Source organism: Candidatus Nitrospira neuquenensis, from assembly GCF_979578155.1.
Genome location: NZ_CEFZDU010000011.1, coordinates 234,238 through 256,142 on the forward strand (window position 1 = coordinate 234,238; position 21,905 = coordinate 256,142).

The following is a 21,905-nucleotide window of genomic DNA, read 5'->3' on the forward strand; positions in this document are numbered from 1 at the left end:
TTGACCAACAGCTTCTTCCCGCCGATGCGGTAGTGGGGCAGCGGATGCCGCGGGTCCGCCAGCCGAGCCCGCAGCCACCGCACCGAGCACGATGCGTACGCCGCGAGAGTCCGCAGATCAAGGTACGCGGGCTCCCCCGCCGATCGCCCGCTCGGACACATTACCGCATCCAGGTCCGGAGCTGGGCCAGCCACATGCCCCCGCGGGTCTCGATGCGCTCGACCGTGTCCCCGTACTCGCCACAGACTGCCTCCCACACCTCGCGGGCCGGCATCTCGGCTGGATAGAGCGTCTGGATCAGTGTGCGGTGCGTCATGGTCCGGTCGAGGGATTCCTGCACCACCATCGGCTCCCTGACGATCGCCCCCTTCGCCTTCGCCTGCCAGCGGCCGATCGCGGCCCGCAGCCCCTGGATTGTTTTGTCTCGTCGGACGCAGTCCGGACACGTCATCGCCGCATCCTCCCCAGGTAGGCGGTGGTGACGCTCTCGCGCGAATGCCCCAGATCCTCCGCGATGGTCAGCCGCGCGAGCGCCAGCCGCTCCGGCGGGACCTCGCGCGGGTCCCCCCCGCGCACCGGGCTGGCTTCCCCGGTGTGCCGCTGGAACTGCTCGTGCGCGTACTCGTGTCGCAGCCCGTGGCTGGTGAGGCCGCTCGCGCGCGTGAGCCCCGCGCGCTCGAGGACGTGGTAGTACTCGCGGCGCACCTGCGCATAGGTCATGCCCGACCGCCCCCCCTGGCCCAGGCTCTCCGTCCCCGCGCTCAGCGCCTTGGCCCGCTCGAGCGCGGCGCGCTGCTCGGGGGTCTCGATGGTCACGACGCGATCCCGCCCCCCCTTCGTCCCTCGGGTGATCGCGAGGTAGGTCCCCCGATCCGCCAGATGCGGGCGGAGCATCAGCGACTCGCGGACCCGCAGGCCGAACTCGCGCTGGAGCGCCAGCGCCGCGGCGACCCGCGGATGGCGCTCGGCGAGCGCCGCGATCCGCGCCCGCGCGTCGACCCCCCGGCCTGCCCAGCTCTTGTCACGTGTCGCGACGTAGGTCCGCCGGGTCTCGGCGCGGTACGCTCGCGCCACTTGATCGACGAGACCCGGTTTCTCGATCCATCCCGAGAACGTCCGCAGAACGGACAAGCGGCTCTGCCACTCCGCGGCGCTCAGGCCCCGCGCCGTCCACGCCTCGCACAGCGCCCGCACGTGCCGGCCTCCGAGGCCGCGCACGCTGGGCAGGTTGTAGCCGAGCGCGCGCAGCTCGCGAAACGCCGCATAGAGCACATCGCTCCGCTTCTCGAGGGTGGCGGTGCTCACCACCCGCGCCCGGTCGTGACTGATCCGGCCGTGGACGCGCAACAGGTCGGCGAGCTCCCGCGTCCAATCGCGTCTGGCGGTCATCCTGGTCCCCGTCCATGAATCCGTGAATAGGTACGACCCCACGCCGTGCGCATGAGCGCGACGACATGGCTCCCCGATCCGGAGAGTGCGGTCCGTCTGACGCCAGGCCGCGCGTGCCGCGTCCGCACGCGAGGCCTGGCCCCTTCCTTCTGCGCGCGCGAACCCCACGGGCCCGCGACGCGCACGGCAGCCCATCGTTCACTCGTCGGCGGCTGCTCGCCACGAGGGTATGCGAGCGCGCGTCTCTCGCCGCGTGCGAGAGCCCTGGACGCGATCCGGGACTTGGACCTGGGCATCGCGGTAGAGGATCACACCTCTGCTGGCGCGCGGCTCGCTCGTCACACAGACTCGCGGCTGCGAGTTTCGCCCCCTGGGGTCCGGGCGGCGTCGGGTGGGGCTCGTCAGTGTGTCCCCCGCGCCGCGTCCGCGCGGCGGCTGGCCGGCGACGGGTCCTCCGCCCCCCGCCGCCGGCTCCCCCGCCGCGCGGACATTGTGTTTTCCCTTGCACGCATTGTCCGTTTCGCGCCTGATCGCCGCGCCCAGCCTGCCTCCGTGGGCACTCTCTGTCCGCTCCGCCTTACGGCGTCGCAGACAGAGAGTGCCCACGGCCCCTCGCCAGGGGGCGGAGTCGGCGCGGTTCGCCCGCATGCTCACCCCTCCGCGCCCGCCGTCACGGGCTCGGCCACTTTCCGCGCTCGCGCCCGCCGCTCCGAGTCCCGCGCATCCACCAGCATCCGCCGCAACAGGCGCGCGGTCAGCTCGCCGCGACTGAGGGTACTGTCTCCGCCGAGGTCGCGATGCAGGCGATCGAAGGCCTCCGCGACCTCGCCCGACAGGGTGACGGCGTAGCGGATGACGGTCTCGTGGCGTTCCTGCTGGAGCTCGGCCGCCAGGGCGGCCTGCAGATCGTTGGGCTTCATCTGCTCATGGACCTCCTTCTTTTTTGGGGCGTGGCGTTCACGCCCCCGACCCGAGCGCGGCGATCGCGCTCGTGATACACCGTCCTCGCCGGCACATGGGCCGTGATCGCCGCCGCCGGGACCCAGGCCCAACCCCATTCGCACTCCCGACCGCGATAGGCGACCAGGAACCAGTCCTGGTCCCGCCACACCACCGGGCACAGCGGTCGCTCCCCCCCCTCGCGCGCGGTCCGCCACCACACCCAGTCGCCGACCTGGATCTGCTCCGGCCTCGGACGGTCCCCCGAGGCCACCTGCTGGTCGTACACCTCCCACGCCCTCAGCCTCGCCTCTAGCTCGTCCATGCTGGTTTCCCCCCCCTTGTTACGAAAAAAACGAAAAAAACGAAAAAAATCAGAACTCATTGAGTTTCCGCATGTTTCTCAGCCACGCTCCACTGCAAGAAAATACGAAGAAATTCATCCCGGTCGTCCCGCGGGGGATTTTCTTCGTATTTCTTGTTTTAGCTCGTGCAAGAAAATCCTCCCGTAACCTCTTGATTTTTCGAGCGTTTTCGTCATCCCCCGATTTTTTTCGTTTTTTTCGTATTTCAGGGGGCATTCTCCTGGGTGGTCAGCGTGATGATCTGTACGGGGCGGCCTTTCCCGGCCTGGGCGTGCTGCGCGAGTGTCGCCAGGCCCATTTCGCAGAGGACCCCGAGCGCATGATCGATCTGCTGCGCGGCGACGTTCCGCCCGAGGCGGGCCGAGAGGGTCGATCGGGACAGGCGTCCGCCGGCGGCGCGAAGGTGTCCGAGGATCGCATCCGCCGTGGCATCCCCCGTCCGATCCCCATAGAGGTAGTGGATCGACCGTCGGCAGTACGCCCAGACGCCCAGCGCCGCCTGCAGATGGCAGAGGTCGATTTCCCGCGCCCGATCGAGCAGCGCGTAGATCAGCGCGAGTCTCACGACCTGCGCCTCCGCCCGGCTGCAGAGGGCCCCGGCGAGGCCAGGGACGTCGGCGGTCAGCTCGGGGTAAATGCTTTCCCAGCGCGCGGCCGCGGCGTCCGTCCACGGCATCCGTCCTGTTTGGCCTGCGTGGTCGAGCGCGGCGCGCAGCTCCTGCACCAGCGGGGCGAGGGACTCATCCGTGAGGTGACCGCCCCGGGGAAGGAGGCGGCTCCGTCGAACGCACGCTACCAAAAAACGGTTGCCGAAGCCGTTGGCCATCTCGATCTCCCCGAGCAGCCGGGTCAGCTCCTCCGCGGTGATGTGGGCGATGATCGAGACGTGCGCGCCGGTCGCGCGCAGCGGCGACACCTTGTTCAGGACCTGCAGGGTGTCGCGATCCCAGGCCTCCCGGATGAGCGCGGAGAGCGTATTCCCCTCCCGCTCCAAGACCCGCAACACCCGAGCGAACTCCGGCTCATATATTAGCAGTCGCTTATGCGCGTCGCCGTAGGAGGTCTCTGTCTGATCGTCGCCGATGCGGGCGACCAGCCCTTCCCCGCTCGTCAGGCCGGACGCGATGGAGCCCTGGGCCCAGGTCGGGTCGGCGGCGGCCATGAGCCGACGGACCCGACCCCAGCTCGTGCCCTTTCTCGCGCGCGAGGTCTGCCCGACCAACAGACAATACAGGTTCCCGCAGTGGCGGTCGTCCTCGACCTGGTCGTGCGCGGATCGGCCCGCGGCCGAGCCCACAGCCGTGAGCACTTGCAGCAAGAGCGCCGCCGGATCGGCCTCCGTGTGGGGCTCCATCGCCGCCAGGATCCGCCCGGCCAGCCCATGCCGGGCCGCCGGCGGGAGGCGCGGCCAGCTCTCGGTCGGTCCGGTCGCATCCGGCTGTGACGCCGGAGCTCCGTCGCCGCAGCGCACCTCCATCGTCTCACCGACGCCCGGGATGTCCGCTCTCCTCATCTTCCCCCCCGCAGTCCAAGCTAATTCGGCTTTGTCGGGCGAGGCGAGTCGCAGGGCCTAACTGCATATATGACTATTGTTCATTGTACGATGGTGCACAGCCATTGTCAATTCACATCATCTCATGCTAGATGGATCTCATGGCCTCCGACGATCGGTTCTACCTCGATCTGTACAACGCCAAGACGAACGATGATCTGTATCAACTGATGTACGCGCACGCAGGATCCGTGACGCGCGCAGCAACCCTCCTTCGAAAGGCGTTTCCATCCTGGATGGACGCGGCAGAACAGCACTGGCGGCGCTATAAGCAGTTTGTCGAGCGTTGGACGCAGGACGCCTTGACGAAAGAGGATTGGCAGGATTTCTGGCGGTGGGTGGGGACAGATGACCAGACGCTCAGGAGGCTGGCGCCCACATCAGGCACGCCGCCATGGAGCCTGACGGGCTGGTTGGTGGCGACGATGAAGACCAACCCGCATGAGCCGTTTTCAGAGGCCTATCGGCAGATCGCGCGGCGGATGCTGGCCGAGCAGCAAGGCCGTGGTCTACCTCCCCGGTTCTGCACAATCTGTCACCAGCTGTTCGAGCCTGATCGTCACACCCAACACTATTGCAGCGCGCGCTGCCGAAACCTGATGCAGCAGCGCCTGTTCCGCGCCCGGCGCAAGCAGATGCTTGCCTCCGATCAGCAGACCGGCAGGGCGGACGAAGGCGCGTTGGGTCACGCGCGAGGTTGAGCCCATGACACACATCGATGTTCCTCGTGCGCGCCTTGCGGACTTTTGTCGGCAGCACGGCATTTGGCGACTGGCGGTCTTCGGATCGGCGCTTCGCGACGACTTCGGTCCGGACAGTGATCTTGATCTGCTGGTCGAGTTCGAGCCAGACCGGATCCCCACCCTCTTCGATCTCGCCGGCATGGAGCGGGAACTGTCGGCGCTCTTTGGAGGCCGACCCGTGGACCTGCGCACCCCTGAGGATCTGAGCCGCTATTTTCGGCAGCAGGTCTTGGCCGAAGCCGAGGTCCAGTATGCGGCCCGATGACCTGATCCGGCTGCGGCATATTCTGGATGCCGCGCGCGAGGCGATCGGCTTTGCGCGCCATCGGCACCGGGAGGACCTCGATCGCGATCGCCAGCTTGTCTGGGCCTTAGTCAAGGCCCTTGAGATTATTGGGGAGGCCGCCTCTCAGCTGGGCCTGGACACCCGAGCCACCGTGGCCGGCATCCCCTGGGAGAAGATCATCGGGATGCGCCACCGCCTCGTCCATGCCTATTTCGACATCAACCTGGACATTCTCTGGAAGACCGTGCAGGAGGGGCTTCCCCCACTCATCACCGCCCTGGAACCACACCTTCCGAACGACCAGCCATGATGCCCCGCGGAGGGAAGAGCGCCGGGCTCAGTCCTCCCCGTGCTCCAGACACAGGTCGGGGAGGGGGAAGCCGAGGCCCTCGCGCTGGCGCTCGCACTGCCCCAGGCCCCTGTCGTGTTGGTTGATGTCCTCAGCCTGGTCGTTCGCGAGACGCCCGTCACGACACCCTGTTCTGCTTCATCGGCTCAGACGCCTCATCTCGTTCGGAGGACTCCTCCGAGGCAGGGGCGAGGTTGCGCGGGGGTTGCAGATTCAGCGTCGGTGGCGCCAGATCCTGCCGCGACGTGCCAGCCGGGTCTCCTGCATTGACAAGGACTTCGCGAAGATCCGCCTCTGCCGTCAGCGGCTTCGAACCCGCAGGTCGCAGGTTCAAGTCCTGCCGGGCGCACCACGTCGGTTCGCCCAACTTCCGGTCTCTCGGCCCGGCCGGCCCGCTTCGCCTTCCTCCTCCTTCTCGGCGGAGGCACCTCCCCCCACGACGCCTGCCGTTGAGATGACCATCCCGCCGTCCGATGGTCCGGCACCGGTGTGCCCGCTGCACGATCCAGCACGCCCTTTCCATACTTCCGTTCTAAGCGATAAAGCCTGCCGCATCCGTGCCCTTCTCCCTGCATGCCAACGTCCAAGGGGCACGTATTTGGGGGCATGTCACTGGCGAAACGGCCAGTAGGCATACGGTTGGCTCACGTCCATCCTGTGCGGCGGCTCCGTAGTCGTTCAATCCCTTGGCGAGGAGGTGTGAGCGGTGGAGGCTCTCGTGATGTTGGCGATCCCCTTAGTGGGCCTCCTGCTTCGGCCATCTCTGGGCAAGGCCCAGGACATCGCGCCCGAGCCCTACGCCCGGTACCGGTACGCGGCGAAGTTCGTCTGCGGGACCGCGGGTGAAACGCCGCTCCAGGTCGTCAAGGGCACCTACGCCTCGGCCGTGAACGTACACAACCCGTCGCTCTACCAGAGCGCCACGTTTATCAAGAAGGTCGCCGTCGCGTTTTCTGAGCAGCGGCCAGGACCCATCTCCCCCTGGGTTAAGGCCTACCTCGAACCGGACCAAGCCTTCGAGATCGACTGTCCGGACATCCGGAAGATCCTGGCCGCGACCGCGACTCCCGTGTCCCCCTTCATCAAGGGCTTTGGGGTGATTCTGACCCCCGCGCCCCTGGATGTTACCGGCGTGTATACGGCCCGGCCGACCGATGGGCAGGTATCCACCATGGACATCGAGGTCATCGGGCCACGGGTGCTGCCCAGCCCGACGACCTCACCGTGACCCTGACCGGCGAGTAGGAGATGGTCACGCGCGCGGCATTCCTGACGGTCGGTCTTGTATGGAGGTCGGCCCATGGGAATTGGAAGACAGGATTCTCCGGATATGCGACCCGGTATCCATCGGCTAGCGCTCGCCGCCGGGCTGGGGCTTGCGGCCGCCCTCTTCCTGACCGGGGAGCGCGGCCAGGCGCAGGGACCGGGAGATGGCCGCGGGGTCAAGGCCCCGCGCCTCCCGGTCCCCTCGCCCCGGGGAGCCCCTCCCCCGGCGAGTCGCCCATCTGGGGTCAGTCCGGAAGTCAGTGTGAAGGCTGGTCGTGTCACAGTCCGTGTCACGAACCGTCCCCTCGTCGCGGTACTAGGGGAGGTGGCCCGTCTGGCCCAGGTGGCGCTCTCCCTCCACGATGAGGCGCTTGGCGCAAGGCTGGTGTCGACGCATCTGACGGACCTCCCCGTGGAAGAAGCCCTGCGACTCCTCCTGAGGGAGCAGGACGCCTTTTTCTTCTACGGGACCGATCGCGCCGGGACCTCCGCGCTGCGGGCCGTCTGGGTCTATGCGAGGGGAAAGGGCAGCGGCCTCATGCCCGTTCCCCCCGAGCAGTGGGCGAGCACAAAGGAACTGGAGCAGGCCCTCCATGACCGCGATCCGGCGACCAGGGCCAAGGCGCTCGAGGCTCTCGCGGAGCGCAGGGGCGGCGGGGCCTCCGAAGCCCTCATGTCGGCGCTGCTGGACGAACAGGCCCAGGTGCGCACCAGCGCACTGTACGGCGCCATGATGGCGGGCGTGACACTTCCACCGTCGACACTCGGCGGCCTGGCGCTATCGGATCCCTCCCCGGACGTCCGCTTTCTGTCACTCCAGGCTCTCAGAAATGATCCGGCCGCCAGGCCGATCATCGAACAGGCGTTGCAGGACCCGAGCCCGCAGATTCAGAACGCGGCACAGGACATTCTCCGCGACCTGGGTGGCGGCGCCGGTGCGCCGCCACCGACTGGCCCGGTGCAGCAGCGGCCGGTGCGCTAGCTGGCAAGGGACCGAAGCAGACGTGCAGGGACCGGCCCTGCGCGAGGGGCGAAGCGACAATGAGGGCGGAAGCGGCGCACCGCGATCGGCGCGCGCGCCGCCGTGCCTGCCCTGCGTCGGCACGATCGATCGCTCTGGGGGTTGAGATCAACTAGGAGGTCATCCAATGAAGACAGCGAGGCTCATGATGGCGGCGTGGTTGGCAGCCGTAACCATCGTAGGGCTGTGGACGCCGTCCGATTCCAAGGCACAGACCGCGCTCAGGAGACTGGCGGCGGAGTTCAGGAACTTCGACGGGACGGAAAGCGTCACGGGTGCCGGGGTGCCCGGAGCGCTGATCTGGACCAAGACCATCTTCGTGCCGAGCTCGGACAACGTCCTCTACGTCACCCTCTCCACCACCGGCGACACGCACGACGGCGCGGCGAGCTGGTTCACCTGCATGGTGGACGGCGCATTCTGCAACCCGGGTTCCGGCGGCGCGGCCGGCGCCCCGCCCGGCTGGATCGCCCTGCTGAAGGAGCCGGCGGGCGGCGCCAACGCCAATTGCAACAACGGGGGCGGTGGCCCGGGCGACTGTCACGACAACGGAATCTATTACACCTGGTGCACCAAGATCGACCCCGGCACGCACACGGTGGAGCTGCGCATGGCCTCGGGGGCTCCCCCGGCGCTGGTGTTCATCGAGGCGGCACACTTCTACATCGACTCCAACCAGTTCTTCACAGCCGCGCTGCCCCAGTGCACCAGGGGCAGGCCGTGACGCGGTTTCGTAGATAGGCAGAGCCGCGGTGATTGCCAACGGTTGCCGATGGTCACCGCGCTGATGCAGATTGCGGGTGGTGCACGGCCTGACGCCGACGCGTCGAGGTTCGTCACGAGGCGGGCAAGGGGATCTGTCGGGGAATGGAGTGGTCGCCGTTCCGCGGCGGAACCGGCGCTCGACCGTCCGTGAGCATGCGAACCGATCGAATCTGCCCGCTGCACCGCCGGCAGAGGGGGGCCGAGCACTCGGCCCCCCACCTGTCAGCTCAGCCTCGCCCCCGCCGTCTCCCGCCATCGCGGCAGCCCCAGCAGCGACACCGCGACCGACGGGGCAAAGACCACCTGCCCGCCGAGGGTGAAGGCCGGGGTGTCGTGGGCCGGGAGGCGGTAGAGGCGGGCGGACAGCAGCCGGAAGCCGAGGGCCGGGGTCGAGAGCGGGAGCCCCTGGCCGATCCGGTCCGACAGCGCGCCCATCGCCGGCGTCAGGATCGCGCCGGTCGCGGACCCGAACAGGACGCCCAGTCCTGCGCTGAACGGCGACCAACTGCCGACATAATCCCGCCGGGAGCCGGAGCGGATTCCACGAGAAAAGTAATGGAGCCGGGGTGCTCGCCGCCGACCGACACGCCCTGCAACAGCCGCAGGAGCGTCAGCAGGAGCGGAGTGAGGGTGCCGACCTCCTCGTAGGTCGGCAGGATGCCGATCAGGAAGGTCGGCACGGCCATGAGCATGACGGAGAGGGTCAGGGCCCGCTTGCGCCCGACGGTGTCGCCGATGTGGCCGAACAGCGCCGCGCCGACCGGCCGCATCAGAAAACCCGCCGCGAAGACCCCGAACGTGTTGATCGGCGAGATCATGTGGTAGTCCGACCGAAAAAGAGCGCCCCGATGATCGGCGCGAAGTAGCCGAACAGGGCGAAGTCGTACCACTCCATGATGTTGCCGATGATGCCGGCGACGACGACTTGCCAAAGAGGTCTGCTCGGTGCGGTCGCGGGCATGATCGGGGCTCCTTCGCCGTGTCGGTACGGCCCGATCAGCAGGCGACCGGAACCAGGCGACTCGACGCCACGTCCACCAGCCCCCGATCCGTGAGCTTGAGGGAGGGAATCACCGGAAGGGCCAGGAAGGACAACTGCACGAACGGCTCCTCGAGGCGGCCCCCCAGGGTGCGCACCGCGCCCTTCAGCCGATCCAGGTCGCCCGCGACGGCGCAGGGATCGCGGTCGCACATCAAGCCGCCGATCGGGAGCGGCAGCGCGTCGAGTCGGGCCTCGTCCTGCGCCACCACGACGCCTCCGTCGATGGCGCACAGGCGGTCCACGGCGGCGGCCATCGCCCGGTCGTCCGCGCCGACCACGATGACGTTGTGGGCGTCGTGCGTGATGGACATGGCGAGGGCTCCTCGCTGCAACCCAAATCCCTGCACGAAGCCCACCGCCCGTCCGCCCGTGCCGCGGTGCCGCTCGAACACGGCGATCTTCAGGATGTCGCGCGACGGGTCCGCCCGCAGCCGCCCGCCCGTCGCGGACAGCACGGCGGTCCGCGCGTCGGTCAGGAGTTGACGGGGACGCACGCCGATCACTCGCGCCCGCTGTTCCGTCAGCCCGGCGGCGCAGGCCACTGCCAAGTCCTCCGTCGTGCAGCCGGCGAGCCGGAGGTTGGGCCCGGACCAGGGCGGCCGGTCCGTCGCGCACCGCTCGGCGTTGGCGGCGAGGGTGCCGGCGTCCACGAGGCGCCCGCGCTTGTACACGGCCTCCACCGTCAACCCGGAGGACCAATGGTCGCCGTCGGCGGGGCGGACGAGGCAGAGGTCTGCGAGAAACCCCGGCGCGATCGCGCCGCGATCGCCCAACCCATAGGCCCGGGCGGCGGCGAAGCTGGCCGCGCGGAAGATCGTCTGAGGACGGTGACCCGCCCGCAGGGCCCTGTCCACGATGGCGCTGACGTGGCCCTCGCGCGCCACATCCGCGGGGTTGCGATCGTCGGTACACAGGCCGACGACCGCCGAGGCGTAGTCGTCGAGCAGCGGTAGGAGCGCGTCCGCATCCTTCGCGCAGGAGCCCTCGCGGATCAGGACGTGGAGGCCCTTCTGCAGCTTCTCCCGGGCCTCGTCCAGCGAGGTGGACTCGTGGCAACTGTGAATGCCGGCCGCTCCGTAGGCGTTCAGATCATGCCCGCGCAACCCCGGACAGTGGCCGTCCCGCCGGAAATCCTGGAATGCCAGCAGCTTGTCGAGGACCGCCGGCTCCCCTGCCAGCAGCCCGGGGTAATTCATCACCTCGGCCAAGCCGAGCACTCGCGGATGGCCGCGCAGCGGGAGGAGGTCCGTCGCCGAGAGGGAGGCCCCGCTCGTCTCCAGGCCGAGCTGCGGACTCGTGGATGGCACGCAGCTCGACAGCATGATGAGGACGTCCAGATCGAGCCCCTCCGAGGCTGCGAGGGCCCACGCTAATCCGTCGAGCCCGCGTACGTTCGCGATCTCGTGCGGGTCCCAGATGGCCGTGGTCGTGCCGCAGGGCAGCACGGCCTGTTGGAACCGTGCGGGGGTGAGCAGGCTGCTCTCGATATGGACATGGGCGTCGATGAACCCCGGCACGACCAGCAGGCCGTCGGCGTCGCGCTCGACGCGTCCTCGGTAGGTCTGTTGAGTGCCGACGATGAGCTCGCCGTGGACGGCGATGTCGCCGGTGAGGAGCGCGCCGGCGAAGACGTCCAGGAATCTCGCGCGCTTGAGGACGAGATCCGCGGGCTCCAGACCGCGGGCCACGCGGAGATGGGCGGCCAGGGCTTCGGCCGAGGGGTAACGGGCTTTGCTTGCCATGGGGTGACGACTCGTCGTTGCGGCCGAAGGTCCGGCGGGGGAAGCCCGGGCCGATCACCTCGGGGGCGTGGCGCCACCTTACTGGAGGGGCGCGCGGTGGTCAAGGAGGGCTAGAATAGTCGGCGCGACCGGGTGTCGGTTACGCCATGCCGAGCCCCTACCACACGCGTGACCGGCAGTCTTGGCAGCCGGTGTCCGACGGCCGGATGGCCGCCGCCTCGTGCGGCGTCGGCTGGCTGCTCGTCCTGCTGAAGACCGACGAGGACGGGTGCATCTTCCTGGACCACGTCACCCTCCTCTTCCATGAGGCCGGCCATCTCGATCTTGGGTCTCCTGGGACTCACCCTCGGGCGCTACGGCGGAACCTTCGGTCAGCTCGCCATGCCCCTACTGGCGTTCGAAGCCTTCCGGCGACGGGGGCATGCCGTCGGGTGCGCCGTCGGCGCGCTCTGGTTCTTCGAAAACTCTCTGAACATCGCCCGCTACATGGCCGACGCCCGCCCTCAGGCGCTGCCGTCCATGCCGTCGCGACGGCCGGCTGGGAGGGGATGGTGGCCTCCTTGGCCTGGCGGGTCGTCGTTGGTGGAAGAGCAGGAAGGAGGAGACCCTGTCCGGAGGCTAACGCTCGCCGGGAAAGTGCTTGACGGTCGGCGTGATGGTCCGCGCCAGCGCCCGGAGAATGGCGCCGTCCTCGCCCGGCACGGGCCGGCGGTCGGCTCCGTAGAGGAGTCCGCCGTGGCCCGGGGCCTGGATCTCTGCTTCTACGAGCACCTCGTCGCCGACCACCACCTCGGGCGCGCGGGACACCGGCACGCCGCAGAGCCCGAGCACGGTCACGTCGATCGCGCCGGTATGGTCGCCGAGGACGAAGGAGTAGGCCCCGTAGCAGGCTGCACCGGACGACTGCTGGTACGGCTCGATGACCTGGACCTCCCGGACCGTGCCGTGGAGGAGGACGACACGCAGGTGGTAGCCGTCCGGGTCGGCGAGGATCGAGGCGATCGACACGGGCTCCTCGGCCGGCAGAAGCTCCACCCCTGAGGCAAAGAGCACGGCCAGGAGCGACCACAGCACAAGCGGCCGGCGACGCAATCCCATGGCTCCAGCTCACCACAGGACCGGGGGGGTGGTCAAGCAACGGGGAGAGGGGGCCGCCGCCCGTCAGGGACGTTCCGCCAGGGCGCCGTGCACCTTGTCCGCCAGGAGGTCCGGCGAAAAGGGCTTCTGGACGAAGGAGGCTCGCGACGTCAGCAACAGGTGGGTCAGGGGTGCGCAGTCGACGTCGGCGGACATGAACAGGATGCGGATGCCGGGCCGGATGACCGACACCTGCTGCGAGAGATAGAGGCCGTTCATGCCGGGCATCCGCACGTCCGTCAGGAGCAGGTGAATCGGTCCCTCGTGGCCGCGGCACAGGCCGAGGGCGGCGTCACCGTTCTCCGCCTCCAATACACGGTATCCCCGCTGCTCCAGGATCAGCCGGACGAGCCGGCGCACGGAGGGCTCGTCCTCGACGAGCAGGATCGTCTCCGGTCGCCGCCCCGCGCCAACGCCGATCGCTTCCGTCCCCTTGCTGGCCCCCTGCATGACCGACCTCATGATGGATGGCGCGCGGCACCCGCGGCCTTCCACAGGAATCGGGTGCTCGGAAGGTGGGACGAGGGTGGGGCGCGCCACCTTTGCCGTCCTGCGTCCGATTGCATCCCCCTGCGAATTGGCGCTAGACTGCCCGCGATGGAGGAGACGGGGCGTGCCGGCTCGCGAGGCACAATCACGCCCCGCCTCCCACGAGCGCCGGGCGGTACGCCACGGGCTCGTGCTGTTTTCCGGTCCTGCGCTGACGCACTCCCCTGCAGGACGGGCAGACTGTAAGCAAAAGCTTATCGTCTGTCAACCCATAAAGAAGCTAATCCTTAATGTCTCGGGAACTTTCCGGAACCATCGAGCGCCTGCTCGAGGCCTTGCGGCTCACGACCCGCGCTCAGCTCGCAGCAGCCCTGGAAATCAGGCCCCAGTCCATCGTGTCGGCACTCAACCGCCGGGAGATTCCCGAAGCCTGGCTCTACCGCGTCGCCTACCTGACGGGGCGGAACGTCGAATGGCTGCGGACCGGCCGCGGCGCGGTGTGGCGGGAGGAGGTGGCGGCGGACAGCGGCGCGCCCGACTACGGCAAGAGTGCGGGAAGGACCTCGGGACGGGGCCCGCGGCGGGCCGGGCGGATGCCCGCGTCCCTGCGCAGGCTCTTGCAGGCCTGGGAGGAGCTCGGGCAGTCGGAGCAGGCCACGGTGGCCAGGCTGATCGAGGCCCTCCGCGGCGGTGATCGCGAGATCCGCGATCACCTCGTCAGGGAGATGAAGCTGATTGAAGATTCCCTGCGGGCGCGCCTCAAGGCACGCGCCCGACGTCGGTCCCGCTCCCGGCCGGGAATCTCCGGGGGCTAATCCTCGCCCGCCGCCCGCTCGAAGTCGGCCTTCGCCGTCCAGAAGGCCAGCACCGCCTGGCTGTGCTGGTTGTTCGCCTCGGCCAGGGCGGCCTGCGTCTGCAACACCTCCTGCAGCAGGGCCGCCTTCTGGCTGTAGCGGTTCATCGCGACCCGGAGCCGCTCCCGCGCCGACTGCTGCGCGAGCTGCGTGACCTGGAGCAGGTCATAGGCCTCCTGCAGCCGTCGGTAGCGGTCGTTCACCTCCGCCACGGTCCGGGACTCGGCCTCCTTCACCTCCAGATTAGCCTGCTGGATCGACCGCTGCTTCTGCGCGATCTCGCGGTGCTTGCGGCCCCAGTCGAAGGGCTCCCAGTTCAACTGGAAGCCCACTATCGCGACGCTGCTGGGCAGGAAATTGATGTCGGCCAAGTTGATGTAATCCACGACCAGGCTCAGGTCCGGCAGGTATTCGCCCTTCTTCGCGCCGAGGTCGTAAGTCGCCTGTTCGGCCCGCAGCCGGGCATGCTTCACGTCGGGCCGCTGCTTGAGCGCGGCGAGGCTGGCCTTCTCCAGGTCGATGTCCAGGGGGGAGGCCGAGGGGACCGCGCTGACCGTGAAGGCGGCGGTCACCTCGCGGCCGAGGAGCACGTTGAGCTGCTCCTTGTGGCTGATCAGGCTGTTGCGGAGGCGCCGGGTCTGGTGCTCCGCCATGGCCAGGCGGCTCTTCACCTCGAGGCTGTCGGCCTTCAGCGCCTTCTGCTGCTCCACCTGCTGGCTCACCAGGCGGTCCAGCTCGCGGTAGCTCTTGACCAGTTCCTCGGCCGCCTGGAGGCTGCTCTGGGTCTGGAGGACCGCGAAGTAGGCCCGCTTGACCTGGTTGACCACGGCCTGCCGCTGCCCGCGCATCTGCTCGGTCGCGGCCTCCTGGGAGACCTCGGACGCCTTGATGCCCTGCTCGATGCGGTAGAGCTGGGTGATCGGCTGGCTCACGCTGGCGAACAGGAGGTTGGTCCATCGTTGCGGCGTGGAGATGTTCATGTTGCTCGCGGGGATGGGGCCGGTCGAGGAGAAGGTGCCGAAGGAGCCCTGCGGCACGGCGAAGTTCAGGGGCGTCAGGAGCTGGCCGGACAGGTTGGCGATGTTCAGCGAGGGGAGGCGCCGGGTGCGCAATTGCGCAAGATGGTCGCCGGCCTTATCCACCTCCAGCGAGGCCGCCTGCACGTGGCGGTTGCTCCGGAGGGCCTGGTCCACGGCCTGCTCGAGGGTCAGCACCGGCTCGGCCGCGGAATCCTCCGGCGGCGTGCCCCCGATGGCGTCGGGCAGGCCGGAGACCAGGAGCAGGATGAAGGCGGCGGGTCCCGCGAGCCGGAGCACGGTCGATCGACGCATGGCAATCCTCCTTTCGTTTTGTGGCGAGTCGGGTTCGGCGAGGGAACTCTATACCGGTCGCCGGCCGGCCGCCAGCCAATTCGGGCCGGTGTCCGTCCTTCCGCCCTCCCGGACGCCCCGCTATAATGGCGCGGGCCGATTCCGGCCGACCGATGGCGAGATGATGAGAGGAGCGGGCATGGCGAAGGATTCGTCGAAGCTGGAGGCGTACATCAGGGACGGACGGCGGCGGTACGAGGACTGGCTGGCCGCCATGGTCGAGCTGCCGTCCGTCAGCATGGACCCCGCCCGCGCGGGCGACGTGCGGAAGACGGCGGAGCTGGCGGTCCGATTCATCACGGCGCTGGGGGGCGAAGCGACGCTGGTCGAAACCGGCGGCCACCCCGTCGTGTCCGGCGGCTGGATGACCGGCCGCCGCCATCCCACGGTCACCATCTACAATCACCTCGATGTCCAGCCGGCCCAGGAGCCGGAGTGGCGGCACCCCCCCTTCGCCTTCCGGCGGGAGGACGGCGTCTACCACGGGCGCGGCACGACCGACGACAAGGGCCCGGCGCTCGCGGCCCTGCTGGCTGCGCGCTACGCCGTGGCCGAGGGGCTGCCGATCAACGTCCGTGTGCTCTGGGAATCGGAAGAGGAGATCGGAAGCCCGCACTTCGCCGCAGCCCTCGCGCAGCGCGCCCTCGTGCCGAAGCCGGATTCCGTCCTGGTGTCCGACACGATCTGGCTTGCCCGCGACCGGCCGGCCATGCCCTGCGGGCTGCGCGGCCTGCTCACCGCCCGCCTGTCCCTGCGGACGGGCACGACCGACGCCCATTCGGGAGTGACCGGCGGCGCCGCGCGCAATCCCCTCACCGAGCTGTGCGCCCTCGCCGCGGCCTGCGTGGACGCCAGAAGTGGCCTGGTGAAAATTCCGGGGTTCTACGAGGGAGCGGCCCGGCCGACGGCCGCCGAGATCAGGGGGTTTCTCAAGTCGGGATTCGACGTAGGCCGGTTCATGCGCGCCTACGGGCTGACCCACCTGCGCACGAAGGACCCGGCCGAGGTGGTCCGGCGGATTTGGACCGAGCCGACCTTCGAGGTGCACGGCCTCGCCGGCGGCTATCACGGGCCGGGCGTCAAGACGATCGTGCCGGCCTGGGGGGAGCTGAAGGTGAGCATGAGGCTCGTGCCGGGCCAGAAGCCACGGGCGATCTTCGCACGCTTCCGCCGCTTCATCAGGGACCGCAACCCGCACGTGCGCGTCGAGTGCGAGAGCGTGCTGGAGCCCTTTCACGGGGAGGCGACCGGACCCTATGCCGCGGCGGGACGGCGGGCGCTGACGGCCGCCTTCGGGCGCGAGCCGGCCTTCGTGCGGGAGGGCGGGTCCATCGGGGCGGTCGTCACGATGGCCAAAGCCTGGCGCGTGCCGATCGTCTTCATGGGCCTGAGCCTGCCCGAGCACGGCTACCACGCGCCCAACGAGCGCTTCGACTGGGGGCAGGCCTCCGGCGGGATGCGCGCCTTCGCGGCCTACTTCGCGGAATTGGCGAGGATGAAGTAACCCGCAGCTCTCGCCGCCGGCGGCGTCACGACGCCGCCAGCAGCGGCTTGAAGGCCGGGTCGGATTCGATCACGCCCTTGAGCGTGTCGTTGGCGAGCAGGTACAGCCAGGAGTCCTCGGACGTCCCGTTGATCTGCTGGTACCACTTCCTGGCTTCCGTCAGGTGGTCGAGCATGAGCCGGTTGTCGCGGTTCGGCATGAAGGCGAGGCTGTAGCCCATCGTGTAGGCGGCGGTGAACTTGTCCTGCGGGCGCTCGCTCAGGGCGAAGGCCTCCTGGGCATCCTTGTACGCCTCCTGGATCAGGGGGTCGTTGAAGCTGCGGTTCCAGCCCACCTTGGTGATCTTGGACCAGGCCAGCTCGATCAGCGCGCGCGCGCGGACCGACGCCCGCCCCGGCGGGAGGCTCTTCAACAGCGCTTCGTGCGTGTTGATCGCCGCCTGCTGGTCGTTGAGCCAGCGGTAGGCCACGCCCAGCCGCAGGCGGTTCTCCAGGTCCTCGGGCCGCAATGTTGCGAGCCGTTCCATCGCCGGCACCATCCGGTACAGGTAGTCCGCCGGCGTCGGGCTCGGGAACCCGCCGATCTCCATGTCCAGCGAGATGTCCAGCCTCGTCGTGTGGGCGTAGGTGTCCCAGTACAGCTCGTTGAAGCGCGCTGCGAGCACCGGGTCGCCGATGGCGAGCCGGTGGCTGCCGGCGCCGGCCTTCAGGAGGGACTCGTACAGGTCGTGGGCGAGGGAGGTGAGCGCCTCGGGCTGGTCCGGGTCCACGACGAGGACGCGGTTCAGCAGCGCGACGCGCTCGCGCAGGTCGGGGAAGCCGGCCGCCCTGGCGACGGCGGCCAGCAGGACGCCGGGAGCGTCGGTGGGCCCCCACCAGTCCGTCGAGGACGAGACGGCGCCGCCGTAGGTGGTGGAGAAGGGCACGGCGGGGGTCGTGTCCGTGGCGGGGACGACGGGGAGGTTCAGGACGGCGACATCAGCGGGAAAGCCGTGCCGCTTGAGGCCGGTGAGCACGACCCACCCCACCGTCACGGCCTTGAGGGCACGGCGGGGCCGCTTCACCGGGCCTGCCCACTGGTAGGTGCCGGGCGCGTAGGCGACCGGCGAGGTCAGGGGGTCGTTGTACGTGACGCGCAGCCGGACCAGGGTCGCGGGCACGGAGAGCATCGGCGCCTCGTCCCGAAGCCGGAAGGACACGGCGGGAACGACCTCGCTGCCGGCTGGCGAGAGACGCAGGCCCCCGCCAGGCGGGGACTGCCCCACCAGGTCCATGACAAAGGCGGAGGGGACGTAGCGGGTCAGGTCCTCCTCGAAGAAGACGAGCGCGCCTTGTCCGGGCCAGAGCAGGTCCATGCCTTGGGATCGCCGGTCCACCGCGGCCTTGTGGGCGTCGTCCATCGCGGCCCAGCACCGGCTATAGTAGGGGTCCGAGTCCGGAGGCTGGCGGGTCTTGCCCTTCGGGGCGGCCGCGGTCAGGCGGTACAGGCAGGCGAAGTCGAGCTGTCCGGCCGTCACCCGGTCGCCCGCCGCCACCGCTTCCGCGTAGCGCTGCGCCGCGGCCACGGCGGCCGAGGTGTTCCCGCTCGTCCCTTTGGCCGGCGCGGCCTGCACAAGGCCCTCGTCCGCTCCGATCAGGAGGAGCAGGGCCAGCGCCGCCATGAAGACCATTCCTTCGACTCGGAATCCCGCCAGGCTCATCGGATCACCCCTCCGGTACTGCTCTGGTTGCCGCCGCGGCGCTACTCTACCATGGCCGGGGAAGCGGACGAAAGGGCGCGGCGGCGGTCCCTCCGTCAGGGCTGGGGTGGAGGCGGCGTGAGGGGGGTCGGCTGGAAGCGGACGAGGCTGCGGATGTAGGCCAGCACGTCGCGACGCTCCTGCTCGCTCAAGACGTCCTTCCACGCGGGCATCGCGGTCCGGGGCTTGCCGTTCGCGATGGCCTTGAGCAGATCCGCGTCGGTCTTGACCGAGGTGGCGGCGGAGATCAGGCTCGCCGGCCGTGGGGAGAGAAAGGGCGCCTCCGGCCCATCGCCCCGTCCCTGCGGTCCGTGACAGACGGCGCAGCGCTGCTCGAAGATCGGCTTGCCGCGCTCCGGGTCGCCTTTCGAGTCGGGCGTCGGCGCGGCGCCCAGGGCGAGGGCCAGACCGGGCAGCGCCGCCGCGAACAGGAGCCGGATTCCAGGGGGAAGAGGACGCGGGTTCATTACTGGACGAGGATCGTCGCCTTCATCTCATGGCCGGGCATGTCGCAGATGTACGGGAACTCGCCCCGCCGCTCCGGCACGAACCGGATCTCGGCCACGCCGGCCGCCGGGATGATGACGCGCTTGAACCCCTCCGGCGTGAACTCCGGCGCGCCGTTGCCCCCGATGCTCAGGTTCACGCCCTTGAACAGCTCGGCCGGCACGAAAGCGTGCAGCTCCGCGTCCTCATTCTGGAAGACCAGCCTGGTCTTCTGTCCAGCCTGGAGCGTGACCGTGGCCGGGTCGAAGGAGCGGGCGTGGATCGTGACGACGATGGACCGCTCGGAGGTCGTGTCGGCCGGAGCGAGGGTGGAGCTGGCGGCCGCGGGGCCCGCGATCATGAACGCGCCGACGGCGAGCAGGCAGCCGCGGCACAGGCGCAATGGCCGGTCGAATTCCATAGCCGTCATTGTACCGCAGGGAAGGCCTTCGTTCCAGATGGAGAGCGCCCGCTCAGCGGCGGCCGGCGGCCCGGAGGATTTGCGCGCGCAGGCGGGCCTTCGTCGCCGCCGAGAGGGGCCTGACCTCGGCGCCGCGACAGAGCGTCACGGTCTTCCGGAGCGACTCGACGAACAGCTCGCAATTGGGGCAGGCGCCCAGGTGCAGGCGGATCTCCGCGCAGACGGCAGGAGACAGCTCGTCGTCGAGGTAGGCCGAGAGGCGGCGCAGGACCTTCAGACAGAAGGCCTTGGAATGGCCGGCGTGAGCGGCGCGGCGGGGCGTGGAGGCGGTCCTGCGCGCGCGCGTCATGGCGCCTCTCCTGTCCGCGCCCGCCGCTTGGCCCCGGCCCGCCGCTCCGGCCCGGCGTGGCCGCCGGCGCTCAACTCCCGCCGGACGAAGAGCCGCGCGCGGTGGAGGCGGGACTTCACCGCCCGCTCGTTGAGCCCCATGATCGAACCCACCTCCTTGGCGGAGAGACCTTCCATGTCGCGCAGGATCAACACGAGCCGGTACTTGGGCGGCAGCTTGCGGATCGCCTGGTCCAGGGCCCGTCGGAGCTGCTTGTTCGCCAGCATCTCCTCCGGGCTGAGCCCGTCGGTGGGCACCTGGAGCCGGAACTCGCCCTCGGAGGTCGGGATGAACTCGTCCAGCGAGAGCTCGCGCTCCGGCTCGCCCTTGCGCTTGCGCCGCAGGCGCAAGCAGGCGCGGGAGGCGATGGTGTACAGCCAGGTCGAGAGCCGCGCCTCGCCCCGGAACTGTGCGAGCCCGCGGTACGCACTGAGGAAGGTCTCCTGGACGAGGTCCTTCGCGTCCTCGGTCTGACCGCAGACACGCTGGGCGAAGCGGTACACCCGGTCCACGTGGTCGCGGTAGAGCCGGTCGAAGTCGGCCGCCCCACCGCCTCCGGCTTCGGAGGGCGGGGCGCCGGTCCCGCGACCCTGTGAGTTCGTGGGCATGCGCGACGGCAGTGTACGAAGCCGCCCCGGGCCTGTCAAGGCGCGGGGGACGCCGGCGGGGCGCCTACTTCTTCCGCGCGAGCAGGTGGAGCGGCGTGCCGACGAAGCCGTACCGCTCGCGGAGGCGGTGCTCCAGGAAGCGAAGGTAGGCCTTCGAGAGGTCCTCCGGATGGCCGACGAAGAGGGCGAAGGCAGGCGGCTTGGTCGCGACCTGGGTCATGAAGACGGACTTGACGGCCTTGGTCGGCTTGGCCTTCCGGACCGGGATGGGGTGCTCGGCGATGACGGTCTGGAGGAACTGGTTGAGCTGGCCCGTGGGCACGCGCCGGGTGAAGGAGGCCATGACCTGCTCGATGAGCGTGAACAGCCGCGCCACCGAGTCGGGCTTGACGGCCGACCCGAACAGGACCGGCGCCCAGGGCAGGAAGGCGAACCGCCGCCGCAGGTCCGCCTCGTACCGCTCGCGCGCGTCCGGCTCCCCCTCCCGCAGGTCCCACTTGTTGACCAGGAAGACGCAGGCGCGGCCCTGCTTGAGCGCGAGCCCCGCGATCTTCGTGTCCTGCTCGGTGATGCCCTCCACCGCGTCGAGCACGAGCACGGCGACGTCGGACCGGCCCATCGCGCGCAGCGCCCGCGCGACGCTGAAGCCCTCGATGCCGCGGTCCACCTTGCCCCGGCGGCGGATGCCCGCCGTGTCCGTGAGCAGGTACGGTTTGCCGCGATGGACGACCGTCGTGTCGATGGCGTCGCGGGTCGTGCCGGGCGTGTCGCTGACGACGACGCGCTCCTCGCCGATCAGGGCGTTGAGCAGCGTGGACTTACCCACGTTCGGCCGGCCGACGATGGCCACGCGCGGGACCTCGGCCCCGCCGTCCGCCGTGCCCGCCTCCGGCAGCAGGGGGACGATCGCCTCGAGCAGGTCGTCCACCCCGATGCCGTGCTCCGCGGAGATGGGGTGGACCTGGTCATGGCCCAATCGGTAGAAGTCGGCGAGCAGGGGCTCGGCCTTGGGGCCGTCGATCTTGTTGACGGCGTAGAAGACGGGCTTGCGGACGCGGCGGAGGAGCGCGACGATCTCTTCGTCCGCGGGCATGAGGCCGGCGCGGCCGTCCATGACGGCGATCAGGATGTCCGCCTCGGCGATGGCGACCTCCGACTGGCGGCGGATGAGCGCGAGCATCCCCTCGTGGGCGGCGGGGTCGAGCCCGCCCGTGTCCACGAGCCGGAAGGGGCGGCCGCGGAACGAGCCGTCCCCGTAGTTGCGGTCGCGGGTCACGCCGGGCACGTCGTCCACGATGGCGGCCTTGGCGCCGAGGATCCGGTTGAACAGCGTGGACTTGCCCACGTTGGGCCGGCCGACGATGGCGATGAGCGGGGGTGTCATGGGTCGCTGGTTCCTGGTGGTGCGCGGGGGCGCGGATCGCGTGGCGAACCGTAACACAGGGAACCGG

26 protein-coding genes are annotated in these 21,905 nt (G+C 69.5%); 8 read left to right on the plus strand and 18 right to left on the minus strand.

All coding sequences use genetic code 11. The features are described 5' to 3' along the window. Positions 1–160 precede the first annotated feature (160 nt). The 5 genes from AC1U7O_RS06210 to AC1U7O_RS06230 form a co-directional block, all read right to left on the minus strand. A complete protein-coding gene (locus tag AC1U7O_RS06210; protein ID WP_479893768.1) occupies positions 161–451 on the minus strand; it encodes a hypothetical protein in 291 nt (96 codons plus the stop codon). Next, positions 448–1,389, minus strand: coding sequence for an integrase domain-containing protein (locus AC1U7O_RS06215; RefSeq protein ID WP_479893769.1), 942 nt, complete (start codon positions 1,387–1,389; stop codon positions 448–450). The genes AC1U7O_RS06210 and AC1U7O_RS06215 overlap by 4 nt, the downstream gene beginning before the upstream one ends. A gap of 650 nt (positions 1,390–2,039) precedes the next feature. Continuing rightward, positions 2,040–2,309 (minus strand): hypothetical protein, encoded by a 270-nt coding sequence (locus AC1U7O_RS06220; protein ID WP_479893770.1) that lies wholly within the window; start codon positions 2,307–2,309, stop codon positions 2,040–2,042. Further along, on the minus strand, positions 2,306–2,653 hold the full coding sequence (locus AC1U7O_RS06225; RefSeq protein ID WP_479893771.1) for a hypothetical protein: 348 nt from the start codon (positions 2,651–2,653) through the stop codon (positions 2,306–2,308). The genes AC1U7O_RS06220 and AC1U7O_RS06225 overlap by 4 nt, the downstream gene beginning before the upstream one ends. A gap of 245 nt (positions 2,654–2,898) precedes the next feature. Continuing rightward, positions 2,899–4,206 carry a DUF3987 domain-containing protein gene (locus tag AC1U7O_RS06230; RefSeq protein WP_479893772.1) on the minus strand — a complete coding sequence of 436 codons (1,308 nt, stop codon included), beginning with the start codon at positions 4,204–4,206 and terminating at the stop codon, positions 2,899–2,901. 140 nt (positions 4,207–4,346) lie between these two features. Between AC1U7O_RS06230 and AC1U7O_RS06235 the strand changes: the two genes are divergently transcribed. From AC1U7O_RS06235 to AC1U7O_RS06260, 6 genes are all read left to right on the plus strand, one after another. Next, on the plus strand, positions 4,347–4,946 hold the full coding sequence (locus tag AC1U7O_RS06235; RefSeq protein ID WP_479893773.1) for a hypothetical protein: 600 nt from the start codon (positions 4,347–4,349) through the stop codon (positions 4,944–4,946). Positions 4,947–4,950: 4 nt separating this feature from the next. Next, positions 4,951–5,253: a nucleotidyltransferase family protein gene (locus AC1U7O_RS06240; RefSeq protein ID WP_479893774.1), complete on the plus strand. Its 303-nt coding sequence runs from the start codon at positions 4,951–4,953 to the stop codon at positions 5,251–5,253. Next, positions 5,240–5,584 carry a HepT-like ribonuclease domain-containing protein gene (locus AC1U7O_RS06245; protein WP_479893775.1) on the plus strand — a complete coding sequence of 115 codons (345 nt, stop codon included), beginning with the start codon at positions 5,240–5,242 and terminating at the stop codon, positions 5,582–5,584. Before AC1U7O_RS06240 ends, AC1U7O_RS06245 begins: the two co-directional genes overlap by 14 nt. A 745-nt stretch (positions 5,585–6,329) precedes the next feature. Further along, the gene (locus AC1U7O_RS06250) at positions 6,330–6,851 is read left to right on the plus strand and encodes a hypothetical protein (protein ID WP_479893776.1); all 522 of its coding nucleotides are present in this window, start codon (positions 6,330–6,332) and stop codon (positions 6,849–6,851) included. Positions 6,852–7,214: 363 nt separating this feature from the next. After that, positions 7,215–7,871 carry a HEAT repeat domain-containing protein gene (locus AC1U7O_RS06255; RefSeq protein ID WP_479893778.1) on the plus strand — a complete coding sequence of 219 codons (657 nt, stop codon included), beginning with the start codon at positions 7,215–7,217 and terminating at the stop codon, positions 7,869–7,871. A 166-nt stretch (positions 7,872–8,037) separates the two neighbouring features. After that, a complete protein-coding gene (locus AC1U7O_RS06260; protein ID WP_479893779.1) occupies positions 8,038–8,634 on the plus strand; it encodes a hypothetical protein in 597 nt (198 codons plus the stop codon). Positions 8,635–8,897: 263 nt separating this feature from the next. Here the strand turns inward: AC1U7O_RS06260 and AC1U7O_RS06265 are convergent, their stop codons facing one another. The 6 genes from AC1U7O_RS06265 to AC1U7O_RS06290 form a co-directional block, all read right to left on the minus strand. Then, positions 8,898–9,110, minus strand: coding sequence for a hypothetical protein (locus tag AC1U7O_RS06265; protein WP_479893780.1), 213 nt, complete (start codon positions 9,108–9,110; stop codon positions 8,898–8,900). Positions 9,111–9,118: 8 nt separating this feature from the next. Beyond that, positions 9,119–9,493, minus strand: coding sequence for an MFS transporter (locus AC1U7O_RS06270; RefSeq protein ID WP_479893781.1), 375 nt, complete (start codon positions 9,491–9,493; stop codon positions 9,119–9,121). Beyond that, positions 9,490–9,636 carry a hypothetical protein gene (locus AC1U7O_RS06275; protein ID WP_479893782.1) on the minus strand — a complete coding sequence of 49 codons (147 nt, stop codon included), beginning with the start codon at positions 9,634–9,636 and terminating at the stop codon, positions 9,490–9,492. Before AC1U7O_RS06275 ends, AC1U7O_RS06270 begins: the two co-directional genes overlap by 4 nt. A 35-nt stretch (positions 9,637–9,671) precedes the next feature. Further along, positions 9,672–11,459, minus strand: coding sequence for an adenine deaminase (ade, locus tag AC1U7O_RS06280; RefSeq protein ID WP_479893783.1), 1,788 nt, complete (start codon positions 11,457–11,459; stop codon positions 9,672–9,674). A gap of 618 nt (positions 11,460–12,077) precedes the next feature. After that, on the minus strand, positions 12,078–12,557 hold the full coding sequence (locus tag AC1U7O_RS06285) for a hypothetical protein (RefSeq protein ID WP_479893784.1): 480 nt from the start codon (positions 12,555–12,557) through the stop codon (positions 12,078–12,080). 63 nt (positions 12,558–12,620) lie between these two features. Then, complete coding sequence (locus AC1U7O_RS06290) at positions 12,621–13,046, minus strand: response regulator (RefSeq protein WP_479893785.1); 426 nt, start codon at positions 13,044–13,046, stop codon at positions 12,621–12,623. Between the two features lie 329 nt (positions 13,047–13,375). On the opposite strand from AC1U7O_RS06290, the gene AC1U7O_RS06295 reads away from it, so the two are divergent. Continuing rightward, the gene (locus AC1U7O_RS06295; RefSeq protein ID WP_479893786.1) at positions 13,376–13,900 is read left to right on the plus strand and encodes a helix-turn-helix domain-containing protein; all 525 of its coding nucleotides are present in this window, start codon (positions 13,376–13,378) and stop codon (positions 13,898–13,900) included. Here the strand turns inward: AC1U7O_RS06295 and AC1U7O_RS06300 are convergent. Then, positions 13,897–15,270, minus strand: a complete 1,374-nt coding sequence (locus AC1U7O_RS06300) for a TolC family protein (protein WP_479893787.1) — start codon at positions 15,268–15,270, stop codon at positions 13,897–13,899. The two genes, AC1U7O_RS06295 and AC1U7O_RS06300, sit on opposite strands and share 4 nt — an antisense overlap. A 178-nt stretch (positions 15,271–15,448) precedes the next feature. On the opposite strand from AC1U7O_RS06300, the gene AC1U7O_RS06305 reads away from it, so the two are divergent. Then, a complete protein-coding gene (locus AC1U7O_RS06305; RefSeq protein ID WP_479893788.1) occupies positions 15,449–16,813 on the plus strand; it encodes a M20/M25/M40 family metallo-hydrolase in 1,365 nt (454 codons plus the stop codon). Between the two features lie 25 nt (positions 16,814–16,838). Here AC1U7O_RS06305 and AC1U7O_RS06310 read toward each other — a convergent pair whose 3' ends face one another. The 6 genes from AC1U7O_RS06310 to der form a co-directional block, all read right to left on the minus strand. Next, positions 16,839–18,512, minus strand: coding sequence for a tetratricopeptide repeat protein (locus AC1U7O_RS06310; RefSeq protein ID WP_479893789.1), 1,674 nt, complete (start codon positions 18,510–18,512; stop codon positions 16,839–16,841). A 95-nt stretch (positions 18,513–18,607) separates the two neighbouring features. Next, positions 18,608–19,018, minus strand: coding sequence for a c-type cytochrome (locus AC1U7O_RS06315; protein WP_479893791.1), 411 nt, complete (start codon positions 19,016–19,018; stop codon positions 18,608–18,610). Continuing rightward, positions 19,018–19,458 (minus strand): cupredoxin domain-containing protein, encoded by a 441-nt coding sequence (locus AC1U7O_RS06320; protein ID WP_479893792.1) that lies wholly within the window; start codon positions 19,456–19,458, stop codon positions 19,018–19,020. The genes AC1U7O_RS06315 and AC1U7O_RS06320 overlap by 1 nt, the downstream gene beginning before the upstream one ends. Before the next feature lie 52 nt (positions 19,459–19,510). After that, positions 19,511–19,807: an anti-sigma factor family protein gene (locus AC1U7O_RS06325; protein WP_479893793.1), complete on the minus strand. Its 297-nt coding sequence runs from the start codon at positions 19,805–19,807 to the stop codon at positions 19,511–19,513. Beyond that, on the minus strand, positions 19,804–20,454 hold the full coding sequence (locus AC1U7O_RS06330; RefSeq protein ID WP_479893795.1) for an RNA polymerase sigma factor: 651 nt from the start codon (positions 20,452–20,454) through the stop codon (positions 19,804–19,806). Before AC1U7O_RS06330 ends, AC1U7O_RS06325 begins: the two co-directional genes overlap by 4 nt. A 64-nt stretch (positions 20,455–20,518) precedes the next feature. After that, positions 20,519–21,838, minus strand: a complete 1,320-nt coding sequence (gene der / locus AC1U7O_RS06335; RefSeq protein WP_479893796.1) for a ribosome biogenesis GTPase Der — start codon at positions 21,836–21,838, stop codon at positions 20,519–20,521. Positions 21,839–21,905: the final 67 nt, after the last annotated feature.

Coding starts and splice junctions, on each gene's coding strand:
- AC1U7O_RS06310 (WP_479893789.1), bottom strand. CDS start 18,512: ATGAGCCTGGCGGGATTCCGAGTCGAAGGAATGGTCTTCATGGCGGCG.
- AC1U7O_RS06285 (WP_479893784.1), bottom strand. CDS start 12,557: ATGGGATTGCGTCGCCGGCCGCTTGTGCTGTGGTCGCTCCTGGCCGTG.
- AC1U7O_RS06320 (WP_479893792.1), bottom strand. CDS start 19,458: ATGGAATTCGACCGGCCATTGCGCCTGTGCCGCGGCTGCCTGCTCGCC.
- AC1U7O_RS06225 (WP_479893771.1), bottom strand. CDS start 2,653: ATGGACGAGCTAGAGGCGAGGCTGAGGGCGTGGGAGGTGTACGACCAG.
- AC1U7O_RS06230 (WP_479893772.1), bottom strand. CDS start 4,206: ATGAGGAGAGCGGACATCCCGGGCGTCGGTGAGACGATGGAGGTGCGC.
- AC1U7O_RS06300 (WP_479893787.1), bottom strand. CDS start 15,270: ATGCGTCGATCGACCGTGCTCCGGCTCGCGGGACCCGCCGCCTTCATC.
- AC1U7O_RS06215 (WP_479893769.1), bottom strand. CDS start 1,389: ATGACCGCCAGACGCGATTGGACGCGGGAGCTCGCCGACCTGTTGCGC.
- AC1U7O_RS06315 (WP_479893791.1), bottom strand. CDS start 19,018: ATGAACCCGCGTCCTCTTCCCCCTGGAATCCGGCTCCTGTTCGCGGCG.
- ade (WP_479893783.1), bottom strand. CDS start 11,459: ATGGCAAGCAAAGCCCGTTACCCCTCGGCCGAAGCCCTGGCCGCCCAT.
- AC1U7O_RS06270 (WP_479893781.1), bottom strand. CDS start 9,493: ATGATCTCGCCGATCAACACGTTCGGGGTCTTCGCGGCGGGTTTTCTG.
- AC1U7O_RS06220 (WP_479893770.1), bottom strand. CDS start 2,309: ATGAAGCCCAACGATCTGCAGGCCGCCCTGGCGGCCGAGCTCCAGCAG.
- AC1U7O_RS06305 (WP_479893788.1), top strand. CDS start 15,449: ATGGCGAAGGATTCGTCGAAGCTGGAGGCGTACATCAGGGACGGACGG.
- AC1U7O_RS06260 (WP_479893779.1), top strand. CDS start 8,038: ATGAAGACAGCGAGGCTCATGATGGCGGCGTGGTTGGCAGCCGTAACC.
- AC1U7O_RS06295 (WP_479893786.1), top strand. CDS start 13,376: ATGTCTCGGGAACTTTCCGGAACCATCGAGCGCCTGCTCGAGGCCTTG.
- der (WP_479893796.1), bottom strand. CDS start 21,838: ATGACACCCCCGCTCATCGCCATCGTCGGCCGGCCCAACGTGGGCAAG.
- AC1U7O_RS06210 (WP_479893768.1), bottom strand. CDS start 451: ATGACGTGTCCGGACTGCGTCCGACGAGACAAAACAATCCAGGGGCTG.
- AC1U7O_RS06330 (WP_479893795.1), bottom strand. CDS start 20,454: ATGCCCACGAACTCACAGGGTCGCGGGACCGGCGCCCCGCCCTCCGAA.
- AC1U7O_RS06245 (WP_479893775.1), top strand. CDS start 5,240: ATGCGGCCCGATGACCTGATCCGGCTGCGGCATATTCTGGATGCCGCG.
- AC1U7O_RS06240 (WP_479893774.1), top strand. CDS start 4,951: ATGACACACATCGATGTTCCTCGTGCGCGCCTTGCGGACTTTTGTCGG.
- AC1U7O_RS06265 (WP_479893780.1), bottom strand. CDS start 9,110: ATGGGCGCGCTGTCGGACCGGATCGGCCAGGGGCTCCCGCTCTCGACC.
- AC1U7O_RS06290 (WP_479893785.1), bottom strand. CDS start 13,046: ATGCAGGGGGCCAGCAAGGGGACGGAAGCGATCGGCGTTGGCGCGGGG.
- AC1U7O_RS06325 (WP_479893793.1), bottom strand. CDS start 19,807: ATGACGCGCGCGCGCAGGACCGCCTCCACGCCCCGCCGCGCCGCTCAC.
- AC1U7O_RS06235 (WP_479893773.1), top strand. CDS start 4,347: ATGGCCTCCGACGATCGGTTCTACCTCGATCTGTACAACGCCAAGACG.
- AC1U7O_RS06275 (WP_479893782.1), bottom strand. CDS start 9,636: ATGCCCGCGACCGCACCGAGCAGACCTCTTTGGCAAGTCGTCGTCGCC.